At 56.5% G+C, this 19,287-nt stretch carries 18 protein-coding genes; 5 read left to right on the top strand and 13 right to left on the bottom strand.

Annotated elements, in window-relative coordinates:
• Positions 1–21 precede the first annotated feature (21 nt).
• Entirely contained in the window at positions 22–717 is a 696-nt protein-coding gene (gene cmk, locus ACUVSA_RS01835; RefSeq protein WP_445893570.1) for a (d)CMP kinase, read from the bottom strand.
• Positions 714–1,820, bottom strand: a complete 1,107-nt coding sequence (gene hisC / locus ACUVSA_RS01830; protein WP_445893569.1) for a histidinol-phosphate transaminase — start codon at positions 1,818–1,820, stop codon at positions 714–716. Before hisC ends, cmk begins: the two co-directional genes overlap by 4 nt.
• 243 nt (positions 1,821–2,063) lie before the next feature.
• Between hisC and ACUVSA_RS01825 the strand changes: the two genes are divergently transcribed.
• Positions 2,064–3,077 carry a sigma-70 family RNA polymerase sigma factor gene (locus ACUVSA_RS01825; RefSeq protein ID WP_445893568.1) on the top strand — a complete coding sequence of 338 codons (1,014 nt, stop codon included), beginning with the start codon at positions 2,064–2,066 and terminating at the stop codon, positions 3,075–3,077.
• A 747-nt stretch (positions 3,078–3,824) separates the two neighbouring features.
• Here the strand turns inward: ACUVSA_RS01825 and ACUVSA_RS01820 are convergent.
• Positions 3,825–4,712, bottom strand: coding sequence for an amidohydrolase family protein (locus ACUVSA_RS01820; protein WP_445890688.1), 888 nt, complete (start codon positions 4,710–4,712; stop codon positions 3,825–3,827).
• 79 nt (positions 4,713–4,791) lie between these two features.
• On the opposite strand from ACUVSA_RS01820, the gene ACUVSA_RS01815 reads away from it, so the two are divergent.
• Entirely contained in the window at positions 4,792–5,709 is a 918-nt protein-coding gene (locus tag ACUVSA_RS01815; RefSeq protein ID WP_445893567.1) for an inositol monophosphatase family protein, read from the top strand.
• Here the strand turns inward: ACUVSA_RS01815 and ACUVSA_RS01810 are convergent.
• Positions 5,706–6,107 (bottom strand): hypothetical protein, encoded by a 402-nt coding sequence (locus ACUVSA_RS01810; RefSeq protein WP_445890690.1) that lies wholly within the window; start codon positions 6,105–6,107, stop codon positions 5,706–5,708. The two genes, ACUVSA_RS01815 and ACUVSA_RS01810, sit on opposite strands and share 4 nt — an antisense overlap.
• A gap of 128 nt (positions 6,108–6,235) precedes the next feature.
• Between ACUVSA_RS01810 and ACUVSA_RS01805 the strand changes: the two genes are divergently transcribed.
• Entirely contained in the window at positions 6,236–7,177 is a 942-nt protein-coding gene (locus tag ACUVSA_RS01805) for an AEC family transporter (RefSeq protein ID WP_445893566.1), read from the top strand.
• Positions 7,178–7,378: 201 nt separating this feature from the next.
• Here the strand turns inward: ACUVSA_RS01805 and ACUVSA_RS01800 are convergent, their stop codons facing one another.
• The 3 genes from ACUVSA_RS01800 to ACUVSA_RS01790 are packed head-to-tail and all read right to left on the bottom strand — an operon-like array spanning position 7,379 to position 11,070.
• Positions 7,379–8,797, bottom strand: a complete 1,419-nt coding sequence (locus ACUVSA_RS01800) for a sigma-54-dependent transcriptional regulator (protein WP_445893565.1) — start codon at positions 8,795–8,797, stop codon at positions 7,379–7,381.
• 15 nt (positions 8,798–8,812) lie between these two features.
• The gene (locus tag ACUVSA_RS01795) at positions 8,813–10,117 is read right to left on the bottom strand and encodes a dihydroorotase (RefSeq protein WP_445893564.1); all 1,305 of its coding nucleotides are present in this window, start codon (positions 10,115–10,117) and stop codon (positions 8,813–8,815) included.
• A gap of 11 nt (positions 10,118–10,128) precedes the next feature.
• Positions 10,129–11,070, bottom strand: coding sequence for an aspartate carbamoyltransferase catalytic subunit (locus tag ACUVSA_RS01790; protein ID WP_445890694.1), 942 nt, complete (start codon positions 11,068–11,070; stop codon positions 10,129–10,131).
• Positions 11,071–11,348: 278 nt separating this feature from the next.
• On the opposite strand from ACUVSA_RS01790, the gene greA reads away from it, so the two are divergent.
• Together greA and rpsT are read left to right on the top strand one after the other, a co-directional pair.
• Entirely contained in the window at positions 11,349–11,819 is a 471-nt protein-coding gene (gene greA, locus ACUVSA_RS01785) for a transcription elongation factor GreA (protein ID WP_445890695.1), read from the top strand.
• A gap of 119 nt (positions 11,820–11,938) precedes the next feature.
• Positions 11,939–12,217, top strand: coding sequence for a 30S ribosomal protein S20 (rpsT, locus tag ACUVSA_RS01780; RefSeq protein WP_445890696.1), 279 nt, complete (start codon positions 11,939–11,941; stop codon positions 12,215–12,217).
• 58 nt (positions 12,218–12,275) lie between these two features.
• Here rpsT and holA read toward each other — a convergent pair whose 3' ends face one another.
• The 6 genes from holA to ACUVSA_RS01750 all read right to left on the bottom strand — a co-directional run bounded on the left by holA (position 12,276) and on the right by ACUVSA_RS01750 (position 19,042).
• Positions 12,276–13,310 (bottom strand): DNA polymerase III subunit delta, encoded by a 1,035-nt coding sequence (holA, locus tag ACUVSA_RS01775; RefSeq protein ID WP_445893563.1) that lies wholly within the window; start codon positions 13,308–13,310, stop codon positions 12,276–12,278.
• 6 nt (positions 13,311–13,316) lie between these two features.
• Positions 13,317–13,835 (bottom strand): LPS assembly lipoprotein LptE, encoded by a 519-nt coding sequence (lptE, locus tag ACUVSA_RS01770; RefSeq protein WP_445890698.1) that lies wholly within the window; start codon positions 13,833–13,835, stop codon positions 13,317–13,319.
• 312 nt (positions 13,836–14,147) lie between these two features.
• Positions 14,148–16,637, bottom strand: coding sequence for a leucine--tRNA ligase (gene leuS, locus ACUVSA_RS01765; RefSeq protein WP_445890699.1), 2,490 nt, complete (start codon positions 16,635–16,637; stop codon positions 14,148–14,150).
• A gap of 456 nt (positions 16,638–17,093) precedes the next feature.
• Positions 17,094–18,038 carry an AAA family ATPase gene (locus tag ACUVSA_RS01760; RefSeq protein ID WP_445893562.1) on the bottom strand — a complete coding sequence of 315 codons (945 nt, stop codon included), beginning with the start codon at positions 18,036–18,038 and terminating at the stop codon, positions 17,094–17,096.
• Positions 18,035–18,472, bottom strand: coding sequence for a hypothetical protein (locus ACUVSA_RS01755; protein WP_445893561.1), 438 nt, complete (start codon positions 18,470–18,472; stop codon positions 18,035–18,037). Before ACUVSA_RS01755 ends, ACUVSA_RS01760 begins: the two co-directional genes overlap by 4 nt.
• A 147-nt stretch (positions 18,473–18,619) precedes the next feature.
• Complete coding sequence (locus tag ACUVSA_RS01750; protein ID WP_445893560.1) at positions 18,620–19,042, bottom strand: PilZ domain-containing protein; 423 nt, start codon at positions 19,040–19,042, stop codon at positions 18,620–18,622.
• Between the last annotated feature and the right edge of the window lie 245 nt (positions 19,043–19,287).

Here is a 19,287-nt window from a genome sequence, read left to right as displayed (position 1 = left end):
ACGCGCAAACCCTTGACAACGCTAATCTGCACGAGATCCTTTCCTTCGAGCGTTTTTGCTTTTCGCGGACTCCACAAGATCCATCACCACCTGGGCCACCTGGGGAACACTCAGGCCCGAGGTATCCACCACCACAGCCCCATCTGCAGGCTTCAGCGGCGCCAGAGATCGATGAGCATCGGCGTGGTCTCTCGCCTTTAAAGCCTCTAATACGACCTGATAATCGGCGTGCGTTCCCTGCTCATGGTATTGGGCCACGCGACGCCGCGCCCGCTCTTCGGGGCTGGCCGTGAGAAACACCTTGACCTCGGCGTTGGGAAAAACCACCGTGCTCATGTCCCGGCCCTCGGCCACCACAAGGGTATCCTGAGCCAACCGTCTTTGATGTTGCAGTAGGAATCGGCGGACGGGTGATTTTTGAGCGATGGCGGAAGCGGCGCGGGCGATGTCCGGCGTGCGGATTTCTAGCCCCAGAGGAGCGCCGCGCCAGAGGATTTGCAACCGGGCGTCGCGCACCACAAACTCGAGGGGCAGGCTCGGCAGGGCACGTTCCAAAACGGCGTCGTCGGTATCCAGAAGACGCTCGCAGCTCAAAGCCCAAGCCACGGCACGGTACATGGCTCCGGAATCCAAATAAACACCTCCGAGCTTTTCGGCTACACACCGAGCGATCGTGCTCTTTCCGGAACCTGCCGGCCCGTCAATGGCGATGATCATTGGTCAAATTGTTCCAAAACCTTGGCAAAGGCCCTGAGAAATCGCTCGTTTTCTTCAGGGAGTCCCACATTGATGCGAACGTAACGGTCGAGCCCGTAAGCGTTCATGGCTCGAATGATCACCCCTTCGTGCAGCATGGCTTCATAGACTTTTTTAGCATCCACGGGCACGGCGATAAGAAAGAAGTTGGTGTGCGTGCGAAGATAACGAACGCCAAGAGCATCCAATCCTCGGTACAAAAATTCCAAACCTTCCTGGACGACGGCACGGCTTCTTTCCAGAAAGTCGTCATCGTCCAAAGCAGCCAGAGCCGCCGCCTGGGCCAGCGTGCTCACATTGAACGGCTGACGCACGCGATGCAGAAAGGATGCCAGTTGCGGATCCATGACACCGTAGCCCACGCGCAGTCCCGCCAGGCCGTAAGCTTTGGAAAAGGTTCGCGTCGTCACAACCCATGGCCCCTGGCTGTTCACGAAGTTCAACCCGTTGAAGGTGCTCTGTGGCGGCGTGAATTCGATATAGGCCTCGTCAATGACCAGCGCCACGTCGCTGGGCAGTTTTTGAAAGAAGTTTCGAAAAGATTTTTCGGATAAAACGGTGCCCGTGGGATTGTTGGGATTGTTGATAAAGATGAGGCGAGTGCGCTCGGTCACCGCTTTTAAAATGCCGTCCAGATCGATGGTGAAGTTTTTTAATGGCACGGCAACCACCGTGCCCCCCACGGTCTGCACGGCCAGCTGATACACCAGAAAGGAGGGGTTGGGAATGATCACTTCCAGGCCGGATCGAATCAGCGTGCGAATGACCAACTCAATGATTTCGTTGGACCCGTTGCCCAGCACAACCCCTTCCATGGGAACGTTCAATTTCTCGGCTATTCTTCGGCGCAGATAAAACGCACTGCCGTCCGGGTAACGGTGCAAACCAGTGAGCTTTTCTCGAACGGCTTCCAAAGCCCTTGGAGAAGGGCCCAACGGGTTTTCATTGCTGGCCAATTTGATGGAATTGGTGATCCCGAGCTCTCGCTCCAGCTCTTCAATGGGCTTTCCGGGAGGGTACGGCTCAATGGCGGCAATATGCGGCGGCACCAAGTGCGAGATCAACAGGATTGGCTCCTTTCATCATCCGTGGGCTGATAGGTCATGCAGCTCAAGCTTATAAAAAACAGACGCTCAAAACGCAAGGTTTTGTGGCGTCTTGAAGCGGTTCTGGTAATATGTTCTAAATGGCGCTCGAAGGGCAGAGGGAGGCGTTTCGACGCCCTGCCGTCGCGGTTCCTTTCAGGGGGATGAGAACCATCGGTCGATGGCGCCGAGCGCCGGCGAAAAAGGGAGGCGGACAAGGAGATGGTCACAAAAAAACAACGCCCAACACCCACGCTCGAGGAAGACCTACCGACCGAGAGCTTTCACGAAGAAGATCCGACACTGGAGACGGAAGACTTTTCTGTTCAGGACGAACCGGCCCCGGAAACACCCAGCCGAGACTGGCCTCAGGTTTACGACCCTTTGCGGGCTTACATTGAGGAAATCAAGAGGTACCCGCTGCTGAGCCGGGAAGAGGAAACCCAGCTGGCCATTCGTTACAAGGAAAAAGGCGACCTGGAAGCGGCGTACAAGCTGGTCACATCCAATTTGCGCCTTGTGGTGAAAATCGCCATGGATTTTCAGCGGCACTGGATGCAAAACCTCATGGACCTCATTCAGGAAGGCAACATCGGCCTCATGCAGGCGGTCAAGAAATTCGACCCGTACCGAGGCTACAAGTTTTCCTACTACGCCTCTTTCTGGATCAAGGCCTATATCATCAAGTTCATGATGGACAACTGGAAACTGGTCAAGATCGGAACAACTCAGGCCCAAAGAAAACTCTTTTTCAATCTGCGCAAAGAAAAGGAACGTCTGGAAGCGCAAGGCATCGAAGCCAGCCCCAAGCTGCTCAGCCAGCGGCTGGACGTCAAGGAATCGGAAGTCACTGAAATGGACATGCGTTTGGCCAGCGGAGAAATTTCCTTGGATGCACCGATCGATTACGATTCCACGGACACTCACAAGGCTTTCTTGCCGTCTCGAGAAATTCCCGTGGACGATAGGCTCGCCGACGCAGAAGCCAAAGCCATTCTTCAGGAAAAGCTCAAAAGGTTTCGAAAAGGACTCAAGGATAAGGAAGCCGTCATTTTCGATCATCGGCTGCTGACCGATGAACCCATGACCCTGCAGGAAATCGGAGATCAGTTCGGTATCAGTCGAGAGCGGATTCGACAAATCGAAAGCCGCTTGAAGAAAAAGCTCAAAGCGTACCTGGAAGAAGAAGTGGAAGATTTGGAACTTCTTCAGGAAAGCCTCATAGACGCTTCATGAAATGCAACCCGGCAGCCCACACGGTGGGCCCGCCGGGGGAGAGGCCATTGGCATTTGAAAAGCGTGTCTGAAAACGTGTTTCCCTCGGTGTGCGGCCCAGCACTACCGATGAACATCAAGGCTCCGTTTGGCCGCAACCCGGATTCTCAACCGCGCTCTCAAAGACGTGCTCGAGAAAACCTTCACTCGAAGCGGCGCAAGCCGCACTTTTTCATGGCGCCTTGCGGTGCTCTCACGACCTCAAGCCAAAAGGGCGCGGCCAAACCATTGTCGGCCTGGCTTTAGGTGAAAAGAGGGACGATCCCCGGTGACGGAGGGACGCGCTTCTGCGCGTCCCCTATGGCCTTCCCTCGCCGAGAAGTGCTTTCCGGGTTTGGGAAACTGCGGACCGACAGGAGCCGGTCCTTCCCAATGGCGCGGTCCTCGATGAACGCGTTCCCTTCACCGCCACATGCTGGGCTTGATGAATGCCAAGAGAAGACGTTCTCGGGCAACCTCGCATGAGCCCATCCGAAAACGCCTTCAGGAGGAGCGCCGCAAGCCAGCGTTCCTGAATGTCCGCATCGACGGCAGCGCGCCCATCGAGGCTGCAAAGGGCATGCCCCATGGCATCAACGAACCTTCCCTAGGCAAAGAATACCCTATGATTATAAGGAACGTCTTGTCTGCAAAGGACCACGCCCCACGCATTTCCGCGAAGGCTTCCTCGGCCCAGCACCATGCCGCGAAACAGGGGGGCCATGGGCGTCAGGGGTGCGCCAACGAAACCCCTAACCTTGACGGCAAGGCGAGATCCTCTTGGGTCAGCAGCCGCGCCGCGTTGCCTCCGAGAATGGCCGCTTTCTCCCCCGCGTTTAACCCCGCCTCATCCATGTCCTTTTCATACCGGCTCGGTGGAAGCAAAGGATAGTCGCTGCCGAAGAGGATGCGTTCGAAGCCCACAATGTCAATGGCCTGTCGATACACGGCGCTGCGATACAGGAAAGGGGATGCGGCGGTGTCGTAGAAGACATGGGCCAGTGTCTCCGGAGCTTCCTTCTTGAGCAATTCGTAGAAAAACAGCCCTCCACCCCAATGGGCCAGGATAAGAGGGACGTCGCGGCACAGAGCAGCCAGTTGATAATAGAAACGCACGCCAAAGGGCGCCTTTCCGGGATAAGCGTGCCCCACGGGTTCATTGGCATGCAGAAGCACAAGCCTTTTTGGGGAGCGGCATAGCGCCATGAGCGCTTCATAGGCCCGCACGGCCCGGTCTTCCTCGCACCCCTCGTAGACGGCCAATTCTCCCAACCCCGCCGCCCCGAGCTCAAGGCATCGGGACGCTTCCTTCACGGCCCAGGGAGCAAGAGGATCGAAACAGGCGAGAGGAATCAGGCGCTGTGGAGCCCGCGCCGCCGATTCCAGCACGTAATCATTGTGGCGGCGGGCCGTATCCTCCTGCTTCCAAGGAAATCCAAAGATCACCGCAGCGTGGACACCATTTTGATCCATGAATTCCAGGAGCTTGTCCGTGTCCACGAGCCGAGCCTTAGAATGCCCGTAAAGCGCTCTAAAGGCCGGCTCGGCATCAAAGTACCGCTCCCGATCGGCCACGATGTCCGGAGGAAAAGTGTGCACATGAAAATCTATTGTCATGGGCTGCCCCTTTCAGGGATAAGGACATGGAAAATATTACGGTCGGCAATGTAACGCAGACGCTTTCAAGGAGGCTACGGTGAAAAATTCCCAGCACAGCCCGTCGCTCAGCTCCCTGCTCTCACCCCGAGAAGCCCTCTTGGCCCGCACCACCGCGCGATTGGCTATCTTTGAAGCCGGGGCGCACATTCGCCAAAAATTTCAGTCCCAGGTGTCGCCGGCCATCGAAAGCAAAGGGGCTTTCGACTATGTCACCGAGGTGGATCGATGGTGCGAAGAGCTCATCCTGAACCGCCTACGCCGCTCCTTTCCCGACCACACCTTGATGTCTGAAGAACGCCCTGTAGAGAGGCGTTCAGCCTCCCACGTCTGGATTGTGGATCCGTTGGACGGCACCACCAACTTCATTCATGGATTTCCCATGATCGCCATTTCCATCGCTTTGGCGGTTCAAGGGACCGTCGTCATGGGGTGGGTCTATGACCCCTTGCGCCGTGAACTCTTTGAGGCGCACAAAGGCACCGGAGCCTGGTGCAACGATCGCCCTCTTTGCCCCATACCGCAGACACCCTTGCACGAAGCTCTGGTGGCCACCGGATTCCCCTTTCGCTCGAAAGATCTTTTGGACGCGTACCTTGAAGTTTTCAAGGGGGTGTTTTCGAAGGTCAGCGGGATTCGACGAGCCGGCTCCGCCGCCTTGGATCTCGCGTATGTGGCGGCTGGACGCGTCCAGGGATTTTGGGAAACCGGACTGAAACCCTGGGACATGGCCGCTGCGGCCTTGCTCATTCAAGAAACAAAGGGCTGGGTCACGGACTTTTGGGGCACTTCGGCGTACCTGGAAAACGGCCACATCGTGGCCGGCTCTCCTGTGGTCCACCGGTTTCTTATGGAAAAAGTCGAGCCTTTTCGCGAGGCTCTTGCCCCGCGTTCCGGAACAGCGGCTTCCATAATAGGCGGTACCCTTTATCCTCAAGGGTCAAGGCCGCGCGATTAGGCGTCCTTGGCCTGGAAGGCGGGAGGAACAATGTTCATGGCCATCAGTTTCTTGCTGTTCTCATACACCACTTCCATTTTCCTGGGCGTGATCACATGACTCACAACGCCCAGTCCAAAAACGGGATGCCAGATCAAGTCCCCTTCTTTGTACACATCGGCCATATTGTACTCAGGAACCCCTTCCCGGCTGGCTTCCAGGAGACGGGCACGCCAATCTTCTTCCGTTTTGGGCTTTGGGCTTCCCTTGAGAAGCACGGACGGCATCACATCGTCTTCATCTTCGATGAGAATCCCGTCCTCTTCGTCTTCAAAATCCAAATCTCCACCGCCTTCAAAGTCCAGGCTGTCGTCTTCGTAATCTTCCATCAATTCGTCTTTGTCCATGTCTTTGGCCATCGGCGTTCTCCATTGTCATTCTGAGCTTTACCCCATAAGGTCTCGAACCTATTAAAACCGAGTCGGGTGCAGGTCAAGCCTTTTCCCGTGAGAAACTCAAAACCCCGTCCGGAGCTTGGAGGTTGCCCATGCTCAAGGTTTTCGTCACCCACATTCTTCCCGTCTTTTCCATCATCGGTCTCGGTTACGTGCTCATGCATCGGCGATTCGTCGAAAACATCTTCATCGCCTCAGCCAATCGGCTCGTCTATTACGTGGCTGTTCCCGCCATGCTGTTTCACGAAGTGGCGCGCTCGTCCTTTTCAGAAAACTTTGATGGGATCGCTGTTGTTTCCATGCTGGCCGGACTTGGCGTGGTGACCGCCATCGGGTTCTGCCTGGCGCACCTCACCCACCGCCCTGCCTCCTTTAAGGCCACTTTCGTCCATAGCACCTTTCACGGCAATCTGGGCTACATGGCCTACGCCATCGCTTTCTATGCTTTGGGAGAAAAATCCTTTGCGCAAACCGCCATTCTGAGCAGCTTTCTTATTGTGGCCCAGAACCTGTTGGCCGTTTGCGTCTTTGCCTACTACAAGCCGAAAAACCCCGCCTCTTTCGGCCACGACCGCTTTGATTTTCTGGAGACCCTGAAGCGCGTCGCCACCAACCCCATCATCGTTTCGGTGACCGCGGGCACCGTGTTTTCCTACCTTTCCCTTTCCCTACATCCCGCCATCTCGCAATCCCTAAAAATCCTCTCCGGCATGGCGCTCCCTTTGGCTCTGCTGCTCATCGGCACCTCGCTCTCCTTTCACGCATTCACCAAGCTGCTTCCGGCCATGAGTGTCATCGGGCTTCTGAAGCTTTTTCTTTTTCCTTTGATCGCTTACGGGCTGATGCATTGGTGGCATGTGCCTGCAGCGTTTCACACCCCCGTGCTCATTCTCACGGCGGCCCCGCCGGCCACCGTGACCTACATCATGGCCCTGGAGCTTGGTGGGGACACGCAACTGGCCGCCGCCGCCACGTCCCTACTGACCTTGGTCTCCGGTTGGACCTACGCCCTGCTGCTCTCCTTTCACGGATAAACGACATGGCCCAAGGGGGCCTCTTCGAAAACTCCATCAACAGCAGCGGCGCAAGCCGCGACGTCTTATCGCGCCTTGCGGCACTCCCACAGAATGAAACGAAAACGGCCCCCAAAAGCCATTCTCGGACACGCTTCAGGGGTACCGCGAGGATGCAAAAGACGGTAAAAAACGGGCGAGCACTCGGTGTGGGGTCGGGCATCAGAGGGGTTTACGCCCTGACAGATCGTCGTCCTCTTCGGAGGAGAGGCCGTGCTTGAAGAGCCGATAGCGAAAGGATCGAAAGGTCAGTCCCAGAAGTTGCGCGGCTTTATGCTTGGAGCCTCCGGACCGCTCCAGTGCTTGAAGGAGCAAACTCTTTTCCAGATCGGCCAGGTACTTGGGAAGATTCATGCCCTGGGGGGGCAGGATGGGCCAGAACGGTTCCTGGTCATCCTCGCGCTTCCTGCGCGAGGTGGCAATGGTCAAGCTTTCCGGCAAAATGATGCTCGAAGATTCGAGGGCCACGCCTCGTTCAATAATGTTTTCCAGCTCACGCACATTCCCCGGAAAATCATATTGCTTCAAAATATCCATGGCATAGGAGGAAATCTTTTGAATGTCCTTGCCGAAGGTCTTGGAAAACTTGGCCAGAAAGTAATCGGCAAGCAGGGGAATATCTTCGCGGCGTTCCCTCAGAGGAGGGATGTGCAGATGGATCACGTTGAGCCGGAAATAGAGGTCTTCCCGAAATTGACGGTCGATGACCATGCGCTCAAGATCCTGATTGGTAGCCGAAATGATGCGCACATCCACAGGAATGTCAGCGGTATCCCCAAGCATGCGAATGGTCTTTTCCTGAACCACGCGCAGAAGCTTGACCTGCAGGCTGGGAGACAATTCCCCGATTTCGTCCAAGAAAAGTGTGCCACCCTGGGAGGCTTCCACGAGCCCCTTGCGATCCATGGTGGCCCCTGTAAAGGCGCCTTTTCGATAGCCGAAGAGTTCACTTTCGATGAGCGCTTCGGGAACACCTGCACAGTTGACGGCCACGAAAGGTTTTTCCCCTCGAGGACTCCTCTTGTGAATGGCTTTGGCCACCAACTCCTTGCCTGTACCGCTTTCTCCAGTGATCAGCACATTGCTCGTGGTGGCCGACACCCTTTCAATGAGCTCGTAGATCTTCTTCATGGCTGGGCTTTCCCCAATCATGCATCCAAAATGCAAGGGACCCTGACGCACATGGGGGGGCACTCCACGGCCTTGGGTCTTCAGGGCATTTTGAATGACCCGGCGCATTTCATCGATCTTAAAGGGCTTGGGCAAATAGTCGTAGGCCCCTTCGCGCATGGCGGCCACAGCGGTTTCCGTGCTGGCATACGCCGAAATCATGATGACCACCGTGGACGGAGACAGTTGTTTGCATTGTCTGAGGACTTCCAATCCGTCTACGGGTTTCATGCGAATATCGGTGATGACCAAATCAAAGGACTGCTCCTTGAGAAGATTCAGGGCCTCTGCGCCGCTGGCCGCACATCGGACGGCATAGCCGTCCTTTTGGAGCATGATTTCGAGGAACTCCCGCATACTGCGTTCATCGTCCACCACAAGGATTCGACGCCTATCGGCATGGTGTGGCATGCGGCTTTGCGCTCCTTAAGCTACGGGATAGCGCACGAGGCCATCCACCAAGGTCATGACCGCCCGCCCTTTGACGGACCACCCTCGAAACGGGCAATTGCGCCCTTTGGAAAGAAAGCTTTCCGGCTCCACGACCCATTCGGCATCGGGGTCGATGACCGTGACATGCGCCGGCGCACCTGGTTCCAATCCGCCGCAAGGAACACCAAGGATTTTCAAAGGATTACAGGTGACTTTGGCCAAGATGCTCAAGGGATCGCCAACCCCTTCTCGAATGAGGTTCAGCACCAGAGGCAGAGCAGATTCCAGGCCGATCATGCCGTTGGCCGCGTCCTGAAACTCCGTGTCCTTTTCCAGAACGCTGTGCGGCGCATGATCTGTGGCGATGGCGTCGATGGTGCCATCGGCCAGAGCTTCCTTGATGGCTTCCACATCCCGGCGCGTCCTCAAAGGGGGGTTCACTTTGTAGACGGTATCGAAACCTTCCAAGGCCTCGTCGGTCAAGGTGAAGTAATGGGGCGCGGTTTCACAGGTCACAGGAAGACCTCGGCGCTTGGCCTGGCGAAGAATCCACACTGAAGCTTCCGTGCTCACATGGGCCACATGCAATCGACCGCCGGTCAGTTCGGCCAAAAGCACGTCGCGGGCGACCATGGAGGCTTCCGCGGCGGCAGGAATGCCCTGCAGTCCGAGTTTCGTGGACACAAGCCCTTCGTGCATGTGGCCTCCATGGGACAAGGTCAAATCTTCAGCATGACTGATGACCACCAGGTCAAAAGCCTTGGCGTATTCCAGGGCCCTGCGCATCAAAGCTGCGTTCATCACGGGACGGCCGTCATCGGAAACGGCCACCGCACCCGCTTCCCGAAGCTCTCCAAACTCGGCCATCTCCTCGCCTCTGAGTCCCTTGCTGATGGCCGCCACGGGGTAAACGCGGCAGTATCCTTGTTCTGAGGCGCGGCGAAGAATAAATTGGGTGACCGCCGCACAATCGTTGACCGGCGTGGTGTTGGGCATGCAGGCCACGGCGCCGAATCCTCCAGCCACCGCCGCGGCGGTCCCTGTGGCGATGGTCTCTTTGTATTCTTCGCCGGGTTCCCGCAAATGCACGTGCATGTCCACCCATGCCGGCGTCACCCATTTGCCTCTGACATCGATCACACGGATCTCTGCAGAAGGCCTCACGTTGCAGGGTTCCCACACCACGGCCTGAATCACGCCGTCTCGAACAACCAGGTCTCCGATCCTGTCCACGCGCCGTTGCGGATCCAAAAGGCGACCGCCACGAAGGACGATCTTCACAGCTCCCTCCTTTGTCATCCTCAGGCATTTCAGCCCGTTCCCACGGACGATTCCTCTCGTTGCACCAACAGGTACAGCAGCGCCATGCGTACCGCCACCCCGTTGCTCACCTGATCCAAAATGACCGAATGGGGTCCATCGGCCACTTCAGGACTGATTTCCACGCCGCGATTCATGGGGCCTGGATGCATGATGAGCACATCGGGTTTGGCGTGCGCCAGTTTCTTGCGATCAATGCCGTAGTACGTGGCGTATTCGCGCAGGGACGGCAACAGCCCCTGCCTTTGCCTTTCCTTCTGCAGGCGAAGCACCATGATGACATCCGCCAAGGGAATCACGGGTTCCAAACGCACGGACACCGTCACGGGAAGCTCTTGCATGTGCGCAGGCAGCAGGGTGGGTGGGCCGCAGACCAGAACACGAGCCCCCATTTTGGTCAGGCCCCAGATGTTGGATCGAGCCACCCGACTGTGGGCGATGTCCCCGACAATGAGCACCGTCAGACCGTCCAGCCGGCCTTTGTGTTGGCGAATGGTCAACATGTCCAGGAGGGCTTGGGATGGATGTTCATGCATGCCATCCCCGGCATTGATCACGGACACCGTGGTGCGCTGCGCAATGCGGTGGGGCGTGCCCGAAGCCGAATGGCGAATGATGAACACATCCGGGTGCATGGCTTCTAGATTCTTGAGTGTGTCCAAAAAGGTTTCCCCCTTCACCATGGAACTGGTGGAAGTGGCGATGCTGTAGGTGTCAGCGCTGAGCCTCTTGGCTGCAATGTCAAAGGACGTGCGCGTTCGAGTGCTGGGCTCATAGAACAGATGCACCACCGTCTTGCCTCGAAGGGTGGGAACCTTTTTGATGGACCGTGTGTTGATTTCTTTGAGGGATTCAGCGGTGTCGAGAATGGTTTCAATTTCATCCACCTCTAAATCCCGGATGCCGAGAAGGTCTTTTCTCGAAAAGGCCATGTGCACATCCTCAATGCGTTTCCCAAGACCCCATGCGATTTTTTAAAAAAGATACCATGATTCGTCCTGAAAAGTGAAAAAAAATCCGAAGCCTTTGATGACGATAGGGACCTTGACTCTGAAAGCCAATCCCGATAAATGAATCGGCACCTCAGAGCCGTGCGTTCTTTTTTTCTGGTCGACGTGTGCCCACGCCCTTCGAAGGGCAGGGGGTGCGTTTTTTCATTTTACGGGCGGCACGGTTTTGACGGAGACATTATCGAACCTGGAGGCATGGTATGGAAAGGGTTCCAATTACGCGGGACGGCTATGAAAAATTGCGTCAAGAATTGCAGCGGCTGCAAAAGGAAGAACGCCCCAAGGTGATCAAGGCCATTGAAGAAGCGCGAGGGCACGGGGATCTTTCGGAAAACGCCGAATACGAAGCCGCCAAGGAAAAGCAGGCCCTCATCGAAGGGCGCATTGCCGACATTCAGGAAAAACTGGCTCATTCGGAAATCGTCGAAACCAACGGTTCCAACGGAGGACGGGTCATGTTTGGACTCACCGTGGTCCTGGAAGACTTGGACAGCGGTGAAGAACTCACTTATAAGCTCGTCGGCCCTTACGAGGCGGACATTCAAGCGGGCACGCTGTCCGTCAGCTCGCCTTTGGGCAGAGCCTTGATCGGCAAGGAAGAAGGCGACATCGTCTCCGTGCGGACGCCCAAAGGCCTTCGCCAGTTGGAAATCGTGGAAATCCGTCCGTGAAAGGCGCAAACCATCTTGACAGAAAACCTGAAGGCGGCTAGAAAGCATCGCTTCCCCAAAGGCACCATGAGCGCTTTCGGGGCATCATGACGGTTGATCAACACAAGGAGGGAAAGGTTTTGGCTAATCACAAATCCGCCCTGAAAAGAGCCAAGCAGAGTGAAGCACGCCGCATGCGCAACCGCGCGCGCAAAAGCCGCATGAAGACGGCGATCCGGAAGCTGGAAGAAGCCATTCGCGCCAATGCCGTGGCTGAGGCTGAGCAACGGCTTCGAGAAACAACGTCCATCATTGCAAAAACCGCCGCCAAGGGCACCATTCACCGGAACACGGCATCGCGCAAGATTTCCAGGCTGAGCAAGAAAGTCAATATGCTCAAGGCCGCGCAAAGCGCTTGACATCGCCTTTCGCTCTTATCAAGACAACCGGACTTTTTCTGTTGTGCGTGCCCAGGATTTAACAAGGCGGGCCCAAAGGGGCGGCCGCCTTCTTTTGCGCCCTGAAATCGCCCATACGGTACACGAGCAGTTCCAGGGCCCTTTCCGGGTCCAAGGCTGTGGTTTTCAGGGAAAGATCTGTCGCCATGAGGGTCCCGTGCAGCTGCATGAGGGCCTCTTCAGAAAAGTGGTGGGCATAACGGGCGGTTTTTTCCACGACAAAGGGAGGAAGACTCAGTTTTTTAGCCAAGGTCGGCACCGTTTCTCCTCGAGCAAGGCCGTCCTTGACCTGCCACAGCAAGCGCACATGGCGCGTCATCAAAGCAAGAAGCCCTAGCGGCGCATCCCCTCTCTGCAGCGCTTGCCGAAGAACGGCGAAGGCAGCTGCGCACCGCCCTTCGGCCACATGGTCCATAAGCTTAAAGACATGCTCCGACCGCATGGAACTGCAGGCGGCTTCCACGTCATCCGTTGTAATTTGTGACGCTTCCCCCACGTAAAGGCACAGTTTCTCGATCTCCTTTTCCAAGGCGTGCAGATCTGTGCCCACGGCTTCCACTAGCAAAGAGGCCGCCGATGGGGTGATAGTCTTGTTCCATGCCGCCGCTTTTTCTTGAACCCAGGCTGGCAGTCGGCGTTCCTGAAGGGGTTGAAAATCCACGATGACACCCTGCGCCTCCACGGCCTTTTCCAGGCCCTTCCAGCTCTTTTTGGACCCCACTGTCAAGACGAAATGGGTTCGAGGGTTGGGGTTCGCCGCATAGCGCTCCAGCACCTCCCGCTGCTCTTTGGGCCAGAGATCCACATCCCGCACGCGAAGCACCCGCCGCGGCGCGAACAGGGGCGCCGTGCGCGCCCGGCTTACGACCTCATGCACGGACGATTCCTTGGCATTCAACTGTTCCCCCTGAATCGATGGGCCTTCGAGGTCGCGCACGGCTTGCAGCACCGCTTCCCACGCCTTGTCCATCAGGGCCGCTTCATCACCTCGAAAAAGATAAATATTTTTAGGAGGAGCCTCGCGCAGGTGTTTGAAAAAAAGGCGGCTGTCCATGGCAGGCTAAAATTGGCTCATAAAACGATCAAAAATCCTGGCGGCCGTTTCCCGAGCCGCCCTCTGCAAAGCGGCCTGGCGATTCTGAAAAGAAACCACGGCCTTCGGGTTTTGCATATAGTCTTCAAAATAGGTCAGGGCTGGATCTTGCCATAAAATCTTGCCCGTTTCTCGCTCCACGCAGCGCACATCCAGGGTGACGGTCAGGCGGGTGAGGACGGTGTCCTGGGCTGCGCGGTGGGCCACATCAGCGGTCCAAAGCCGGCGAATCCGCCCGATAAAGACGGCGTCCGCTTGGGATTCCGGCACCACGCGAAGCGGACTCTTTGTGAGAAACTCCTGGCGCAAGGCGCCCGTGAAAACCGCTTCGATTCCCGGTTCCGCCGTCATGTTTTCAAAAACGGGCACCGCCACGGTGTGAATGCGCGGATCCAGTTGGGCGCCGTCTCCCGCCAACCGATACCCGCACGCGCCACAGCACAGGAAAAGACTTAGTGCAATGAGGTTTCGCAGGTATCGGCTCATGATCGTCCCTCAGAGTCCGTCTGAGAACTCGTTTTGGCCCATTGGAACTTTAGCCATTGCAGCGATTTATGGGGCCCAAATCAACCGAAGTTGACATGCTCGAAAGGCCTTCAAAGAGCCTGTTCGACAATGGTTCGGCCACGTCCTTGCAGCCCGATGCTCTCGAAGCGGCGTCAGCCGCGACCCCGGGCCCGCGGGGGTTCCGTGGCCATACAGGTCCATGCGAAGATCGCGCCTTGCGGCGCTCCTCCAGAATGGAACAAAAGCGGCCCCCACAAGTCGCTTCAGACGAGCTCTTCGCCCCGAGACGGTTCACACCACGATGTTGACCAGTTTCTTAGGCACCACCACGGCTTTGCGCACGGGCTTGCCGGCCAGAAAATTTTGAATCTTGGCATCCTGCAAAGCCGCCTCCTTCAACGCCTCCTCGGAAATGTCCGCTGGAACCACCAGGCGGCTTCGCAATTTCCCATTCACCTGCACGACCACGAGAACGGTCTCCACCGCCAGCGCTTCTTCTCGATAGGTCGGCCACGGCCTCTTGGCCACACTGGCCGGCATGCCCAAGGAAGTCCACAGTTCCTCGGCGATGTGAGGCGCCATAGGCGAAAGCATCAAAATGACCGCTTCCACGGCTTCTCGAACCACAGGCCAGGCCGTCACATCTTCCTTGGCCTTGTCCAGAAGGCCGTAAATTTCGTTGACCAGTTCCATGATGGCGGCAATGGCCGTGTTGAAATGAAACCTCTGCTCAATATCTTCCGTGACCTTCTTGATGGTTTGATGGGTCTTGCGATGCAGGCTTTGAAGGAGCTGCGGCAGTGGGTCACGGCCGTCATAAGGCGGCACGGCTTTGAGCTTTTCCAGATTTTCCGCCACAAGCCGCCACACGCGCCCAAGAAACCGGTAGGCCCCCTCCACACCCTGGTCGCTCCATTCCAGTTCCTTTTCCGGAGGTGCGGCAAAGAGGCAGAATAGACGGACCGTGTCGGCTCCGTAGGTGCGAATCATATCATCGGGGTCCACCACATTGCCCTTGGACTTGCTCATCTTGGCGCCGTCTTTGATCACCATGCCTTGCGTGAGCAGGTTCGTGAAGGGTTCGTCCACCTCCAAGTACCCCATGTCGCGAAGCACTTTGGTGAAAAAACGGGAATAGAGCAGATGAAGCACGGCATGTTCGATACCCCCGATGTATTGATCCACGGGCATCCAATAATGCACACGGCCGTGGTCCAGAGGCCCTTCGGTGTAGTCGGCGCAGGCAAACCGAGCAAAATACCAGGACGACTCCACAAAGGTGTCCATGGTGTCCGTTTCGCGTCGTCCCGGGCCTCCGCATCGAGGACATGTGGTCTTCACAAAGGCCTCACTCAAAGGCAACGGCGACGCGCCATTTTCCGGCATTTCCAAATCCAAAGGAAGAATCACGGGAAGATCTTGCTCCTTGACGGGAACCGTCCCACACCGCTCACAGTACACGATGGGAATGGGAGCGCCCCAGTAGCGCTGGCGCGAAATGCCCCAGTCCCGCAGCCGGTATTGGACAGTGAGGCTTCCCAGCCCCCTTGTTTCCAGATCCCGCGTGATGGCCGCGCGGGCTTGGGCCGAGCTCATTCCCGTGTATGGGCCGGAATGGACCAACACACCGTCCTCCTCATAGGCGTGGGGCAGTTGGTCCGGATGGAACACTTCGGCCGTGTCGCTTTCCTTAATGACCACCTTGATGGGCAAGCCATATTTGCGGGCAAACTCAAAGTCCCTCTGGTCATGGGCCGGTACCGCCATGACAGCGCCCGTGCCGTATTCCATGACCACGAAGTTGGCCACATAAATGGGCATGCGCTCCTGGGTCATGGGATTGATGCAGTAGGATCCCGTGAAGATGCCTTCCTTTTCCAGAAGCCCCACGGCACGTTCTCCCCGCTTGGCCTGCTTGGCTTTTTCCACAAAGTCCAGCACGGCCTGTTCCTGATCATGTCCTCGGCACAGGGCCGCCACCATGGGGTGTTCCGGAGCCACGCTCATAAAGGTGGCTCCAAACAGCGTATCGGCCCGGGTGGTAAAGACTTCAATAAACCCCTCGCCTGAAGCTAGAGGAAACCGAATGGTGCTGCCGAAGCTCTTGCCGATCCAATTGCGCTGCATGGTCAAGACCCGCTCCGGCCATCCGGGAAGCTTATCCAACCACTCCAGGAGCTCTTCCACATAGTCGGTGATCTTAAAAAACCATTGCTCCATTTCCTTTTGCACGACGGGCTGATCACAGCGCCAGCACGCGCCGTCTTCCACCTGTTCGTTGGCCAGCACGGTCTGGCAGGTGTTGCACCAATTCACATAGGATTTTTTCTTGTAGGCCAGTCCGCTTTCATACATTCTGATAAAAAACAGTTGTTCCCATCGATAGTAGGACGGATCACAGGTAGCAAATTCCCGGGACCAGTCGTAGGAAAAGCCCAACTGCTTGAGTTGGCTGCGCATGTAGTCGATGTTTTCGTAAGTCCACTTGGCCGGATGGGTCTTGGCCTTGATAGCCGCATTTTCGGCCGGCATGCCAAAAGCGTCCCATCCCATGGGATGCAGCACGTTATAGCCGCGCATGGAAAGGAACCTGGCCACCACGTCCCCGATGGAATAATTGCGCACATGGCCCATGTGAATGCGGCCTGATGGATACGGAAACATTTCCAAAAGATAGTACTTTTTCTTGGCAGGATCTTCCGAGGCTCGAAAAAGCTGTTCCCGCTCCCAGTAATCTTGCCATTTTTTTTCAATACTTTTCGGATTGTATCGGCTGTCCATGACCCTCTTCCTCGCATCCGTTTCGACCGGCTCAGGCCGGTAAAGATTTTCCCTGGCAAAGCGCCTGCCTTGTAACACAGGCGTCCATCGTTCGCAATGGAACATCCTTGCGAACCTAGGCGCCCATCCCTGGTCGTGGGAATCCCAAATAGGCCATAGCGGCAACGACGCCCAGAACACGGCGCTGCATGGTATCCTGTGGTGATGTTGCCGAAAAACGCCGACACCAAGGCCTCATGTCGGCCTTGAAAGGGATCTCAAAAGGCCCGAAAAAGAGCGGATGCGGTGCAGCGGAAAAGTCGGCACAAACCCAAAAAAGGCAAAAGGAAGCAGGAAATTGCAGGAAATGTTGGAACAACGGTCCATGTTCTTCGGGCAAACGTCTTTTGGCCGTGCCTTCAAAAAGCGAAGGGGCCACGGGCGGGACGCCATGAACCACCGACGACCCGTGCCCGCTCAGCTCAAAAGCGTCTCATCGCCCGCCACGCGTCGAACCAAGTCGCGATAGTCCTTGGCTCCCGGAGAACCCGGAGCGTATTCGTATATGGTCTTGCCGTAGCCCGGCGCTTCGGACAAACGCACATTGTAGCGAATGGGAGAACACAGCCGACTGTTGTAATGCGTGCTCAACTGGTTGAGAATCTCTTCCGATTGCTTGACCCGCTTGTCCAGAAATGTGGGCACCACGTACTTGAGCGCGAGATCCTTATGATAGTTCTGGACGGAGGCCAGGCTGCGATTGAATTCCAACAGGCCCTGAATGGCCATCACCTCAAGGCTCACCGGAATCAGCACTTCCTGTACATAAAACAACACATTAATGGTCAGGACATCCCAGCCTGGGGACGTGTCCACTATCACGTAATCAAAGCGATCATCAATGGGCGTCAAGGCTTCCGACAAAGTCATTTCTCCACGAAAATCCTTGCGTGCGATAAGCCGTTTGACACCCGCCAAGGAACGACCGCCGGCCAAAAGCCAGAGGCGGTCCCGGGGCTTGGCTAAGCATTCGTCGGAAATGACTTCGCCGGTCATGAGTTCCGTTAATCCCGCTTTGGGTTTCACACCGAGCATATAGGCCGCCTGTCCCTGGGTGTCGGTGTCCACCAAAAGCACTTTAAAGCCAGCCAATGCCAAGCCTGCCGCCAGATTGACCGCCGTGGTCGTTTTACCCACGCCCCCTTTGCTCAAGGACACCGCAATGCGGCGCTTGGGCCATTCCGGGCTCTGAACGAGCTGGGTCGCCTCGTCAGGCTTGGGTGTTTCCGATTCCGCAGCCGCGGGCCGTAGTATGGGAAACCGGTGCCCGCAAAAGACGCATTTCGCGGCCTTCACCTTTTCAGAAAGGCGCGTCTCATCCACCTTGTGCTGTCGATTGCAGCTAGGACATACAATAATCATGGAACGTTTCCCCCCGATGCCGTCTTGGTAGCCCGGTTGGGCTCCTTGGTTTTGAGGCAGACTTCATGAAGCATTTGAAACAGGCGACTCTTCGGTCCCTTGGCGTCCAATTCCTGTAGGGCTGTTTGAAGAGCCGCTTCCACAACCACGGATTTGGAAATTTTTGGCTTGGACTCGCCGTCGAAGGCTTCAAGCAACCCCTGCTGGGCCTTTTCCAGGTGCTGGATGATGAGTTTAGTCAAATAATACGTGACCTTCTTTTTCGGCCGCGTGTCCTTGGGCCGAGTCCGAGCTCCATGGCGCTCTTCGGGTTCAACGGTGGCGCTTCGGTGTTCCAGGCGCCTCAAATAAAAAGCCAGCCGCTCAATGATGTCGTTTTCTTCCGTGGTCACCTGGGGCGCTTCCCCCCTGAGCAAGGCCCCCATGATGTCCATCGGTTCCTCCTTTCGATACGGCGCCACCGAAATACCTCCTGTGCACCCCAACGTTTCGAAACCCAACAAGGATTAGCCCATGTTCGTGCACTCTTGGCGGTTCGAGAGGTCCGCACCGTAAGGGACAGGACCTCATGGCCTTGGGCCTCAGTGCTGTTCAAAAAACCGCTCTCTGGCCCTTTGCACGAAATCCACCATGAAGGTTCGATCGTCTTCGCTGCTTAGATCCAAAGAAAGGCCGTATAAAAAACCGGAATCTTCCAAGGGCGTCACGTGGCGAACAGTACCCTTCGCCTGAAGGCACCTGCCGCCGAAGTGCAGTTCCAAGCCCTCCAGGCTCTGACCCACCTCCGCCACATCGCCGGACTCCGCCAAAAACCCCATACCGCCTTCACTGATATTGGCCACGCGGAAAGAAACGCCGTTGATCAAAAAGGTGACTGGTGTTTGTTCGTTCACGGGAACGCGAAAGGTTTTTCGCACGACCGCCTGATCGTCAAAAACCCCTGTCAGTTCCAACGTTTCTTCCAGATCCTTAAGTTCTTCCAGGAGATTTTCTTTGTTCGTCATCGATGGTTCCTCCATGCCCAGGTCGCCATGCCTTGCGCCGTACCAACCACTGTATTCATCGGCATGTTTGTACGCGGCCTTGAATATTTTTGCCATCGCAGCCGGCCCCACATAATGACCCCGAAGGACGATCTTTCCTGCCGCTTCGTTTCATCATGACCCATACTGCGCGGGTCTCCATGAACGGGCCTTCAAACCGGTGCTGGAATATGACAAGGGGGGCGCTGCCCCTTGATCGATAAGAT

This window comes from Desulfosoma sp., assembly GCF_052743555.1.
The sequence above is the reverse complement of the archived record's forward strand: the minus strand, read 5'-3'. Positions and strand labels throughout refer to the sequence as shown.

What these genes read in the sequence shown, in the direction of transcription:
- ACUVSA_RS01790 (WP_445890694.1), bottom strand. Translation starts at nt 11,070, where the DNA reads ATGGCCTTTTCGAGAAAAGACCTTCTCGGCATCCGGGATTTAGAGGTG.
- ACUVSA_RS01750 (WP_445893560.1), bottom strand. Translation starts at nt 19,042, where the DNA reads ATGACGAACAAAGAAAATCTCCTGGAAGAACTTAAGGATCTGGAAGAA.
- ACUVSA_RS01820 (WP_445890688.1), bottom strand. Translation starts at nt 4,712, where the DNA reads ATGACAATAGATTTTCATGTGCACACTTTTCCTCCGGACATCGTGGCC.
- ACUVSA_RS01800 (WP_445893565.1), bottom strand. Translation starts at nt 8,797, where the DNA reads ATGCCACACCATGCCGATAGGCGTCGAATCCTTGTGGTGGACGATGAA.
- cmk (WP_445893570.1), bottom strand. Translation starts at nt 717, where the DNA reads ATGATCATCGCCATTGACGGGCCGGCAGGTTCCGGAAAGAGCACGATC.
- holA (WP_445893563.1), bottom strand. Translation starts at nt 13,310, where the DNA reads ATGGACAGCCGCCTTTTTTTCAAACACCTGCGCGAGGCTCCTCCTAAA.
- ACUVSA_RS01760 (WP_445893562.1), bottom strand. Translation starts at nt 18,038, where the DNA reads ATGATTATTGTATGTCCTAGCTGCAATCGACAGCACAAGGTGGATGAG.
- ACUVSA_RS01805 (WP_445893566.1), top strand. Translation starts at nt 6,236, where the DNA reads ATGCTCAAGGTTTTCGTCACCCACATTCTTCCCGTCTTTTCCATCATC.
- ACUVSA_RS01825 (WP_445893568.1), top strand. Translation starts at nt 2,064, where the DNA reads ATGGTCACAAAAAAACAACGCCCAACACCCACGCTCGAGGAAGACCTA.
- ACUVSA_RS01795 (WP_445893564.1), bottom strand. Translation starts at nt 10,117, where the DNA reads ATGACAAAGGAGGGAGCTGTGAAGATCGTCCTTCGTGGCGGTCGCCTT.
- ACUVSA_RS01755 (WP_445893561.1), bottom strand. Translation starts at nt 18,472, where the DNA reads ATGGACATCATGGGGGCCTTGCTCAGGGGGGAAGCGCCCCAGGTGACC.
- leuS (WP_445890699.1), bottom strand. Translation starts at nt 16,637, where the DNA reads ATGGACAGCCGATACAATCCGAAAAGTATTGAAAAAAAATGGCAAGAT.
- greA (WP_445890695.1), top strand. Translation starts at nt 11,349, where the DNA reads ATGGAAAGGGTTCCAATTACGCGGGACGGCTATGAAAAATTGCGTCAA.
- ACUVSA_RS01810 (WP_445890690.1), bottom strand. Translation starts at nt 6,107, where the DNA reads ATGGCCAAAGACATGGACAAAGACGAATTGATGGAAGATTACGAAGAC.
- lptE (WP_445890698.1), bottom strand. Translation starts at nt 13,835, where the DNA reads ATGAGCCGATACCTGCGAAACCTCATTGCACTAAGTCTTTTCCTGTGC.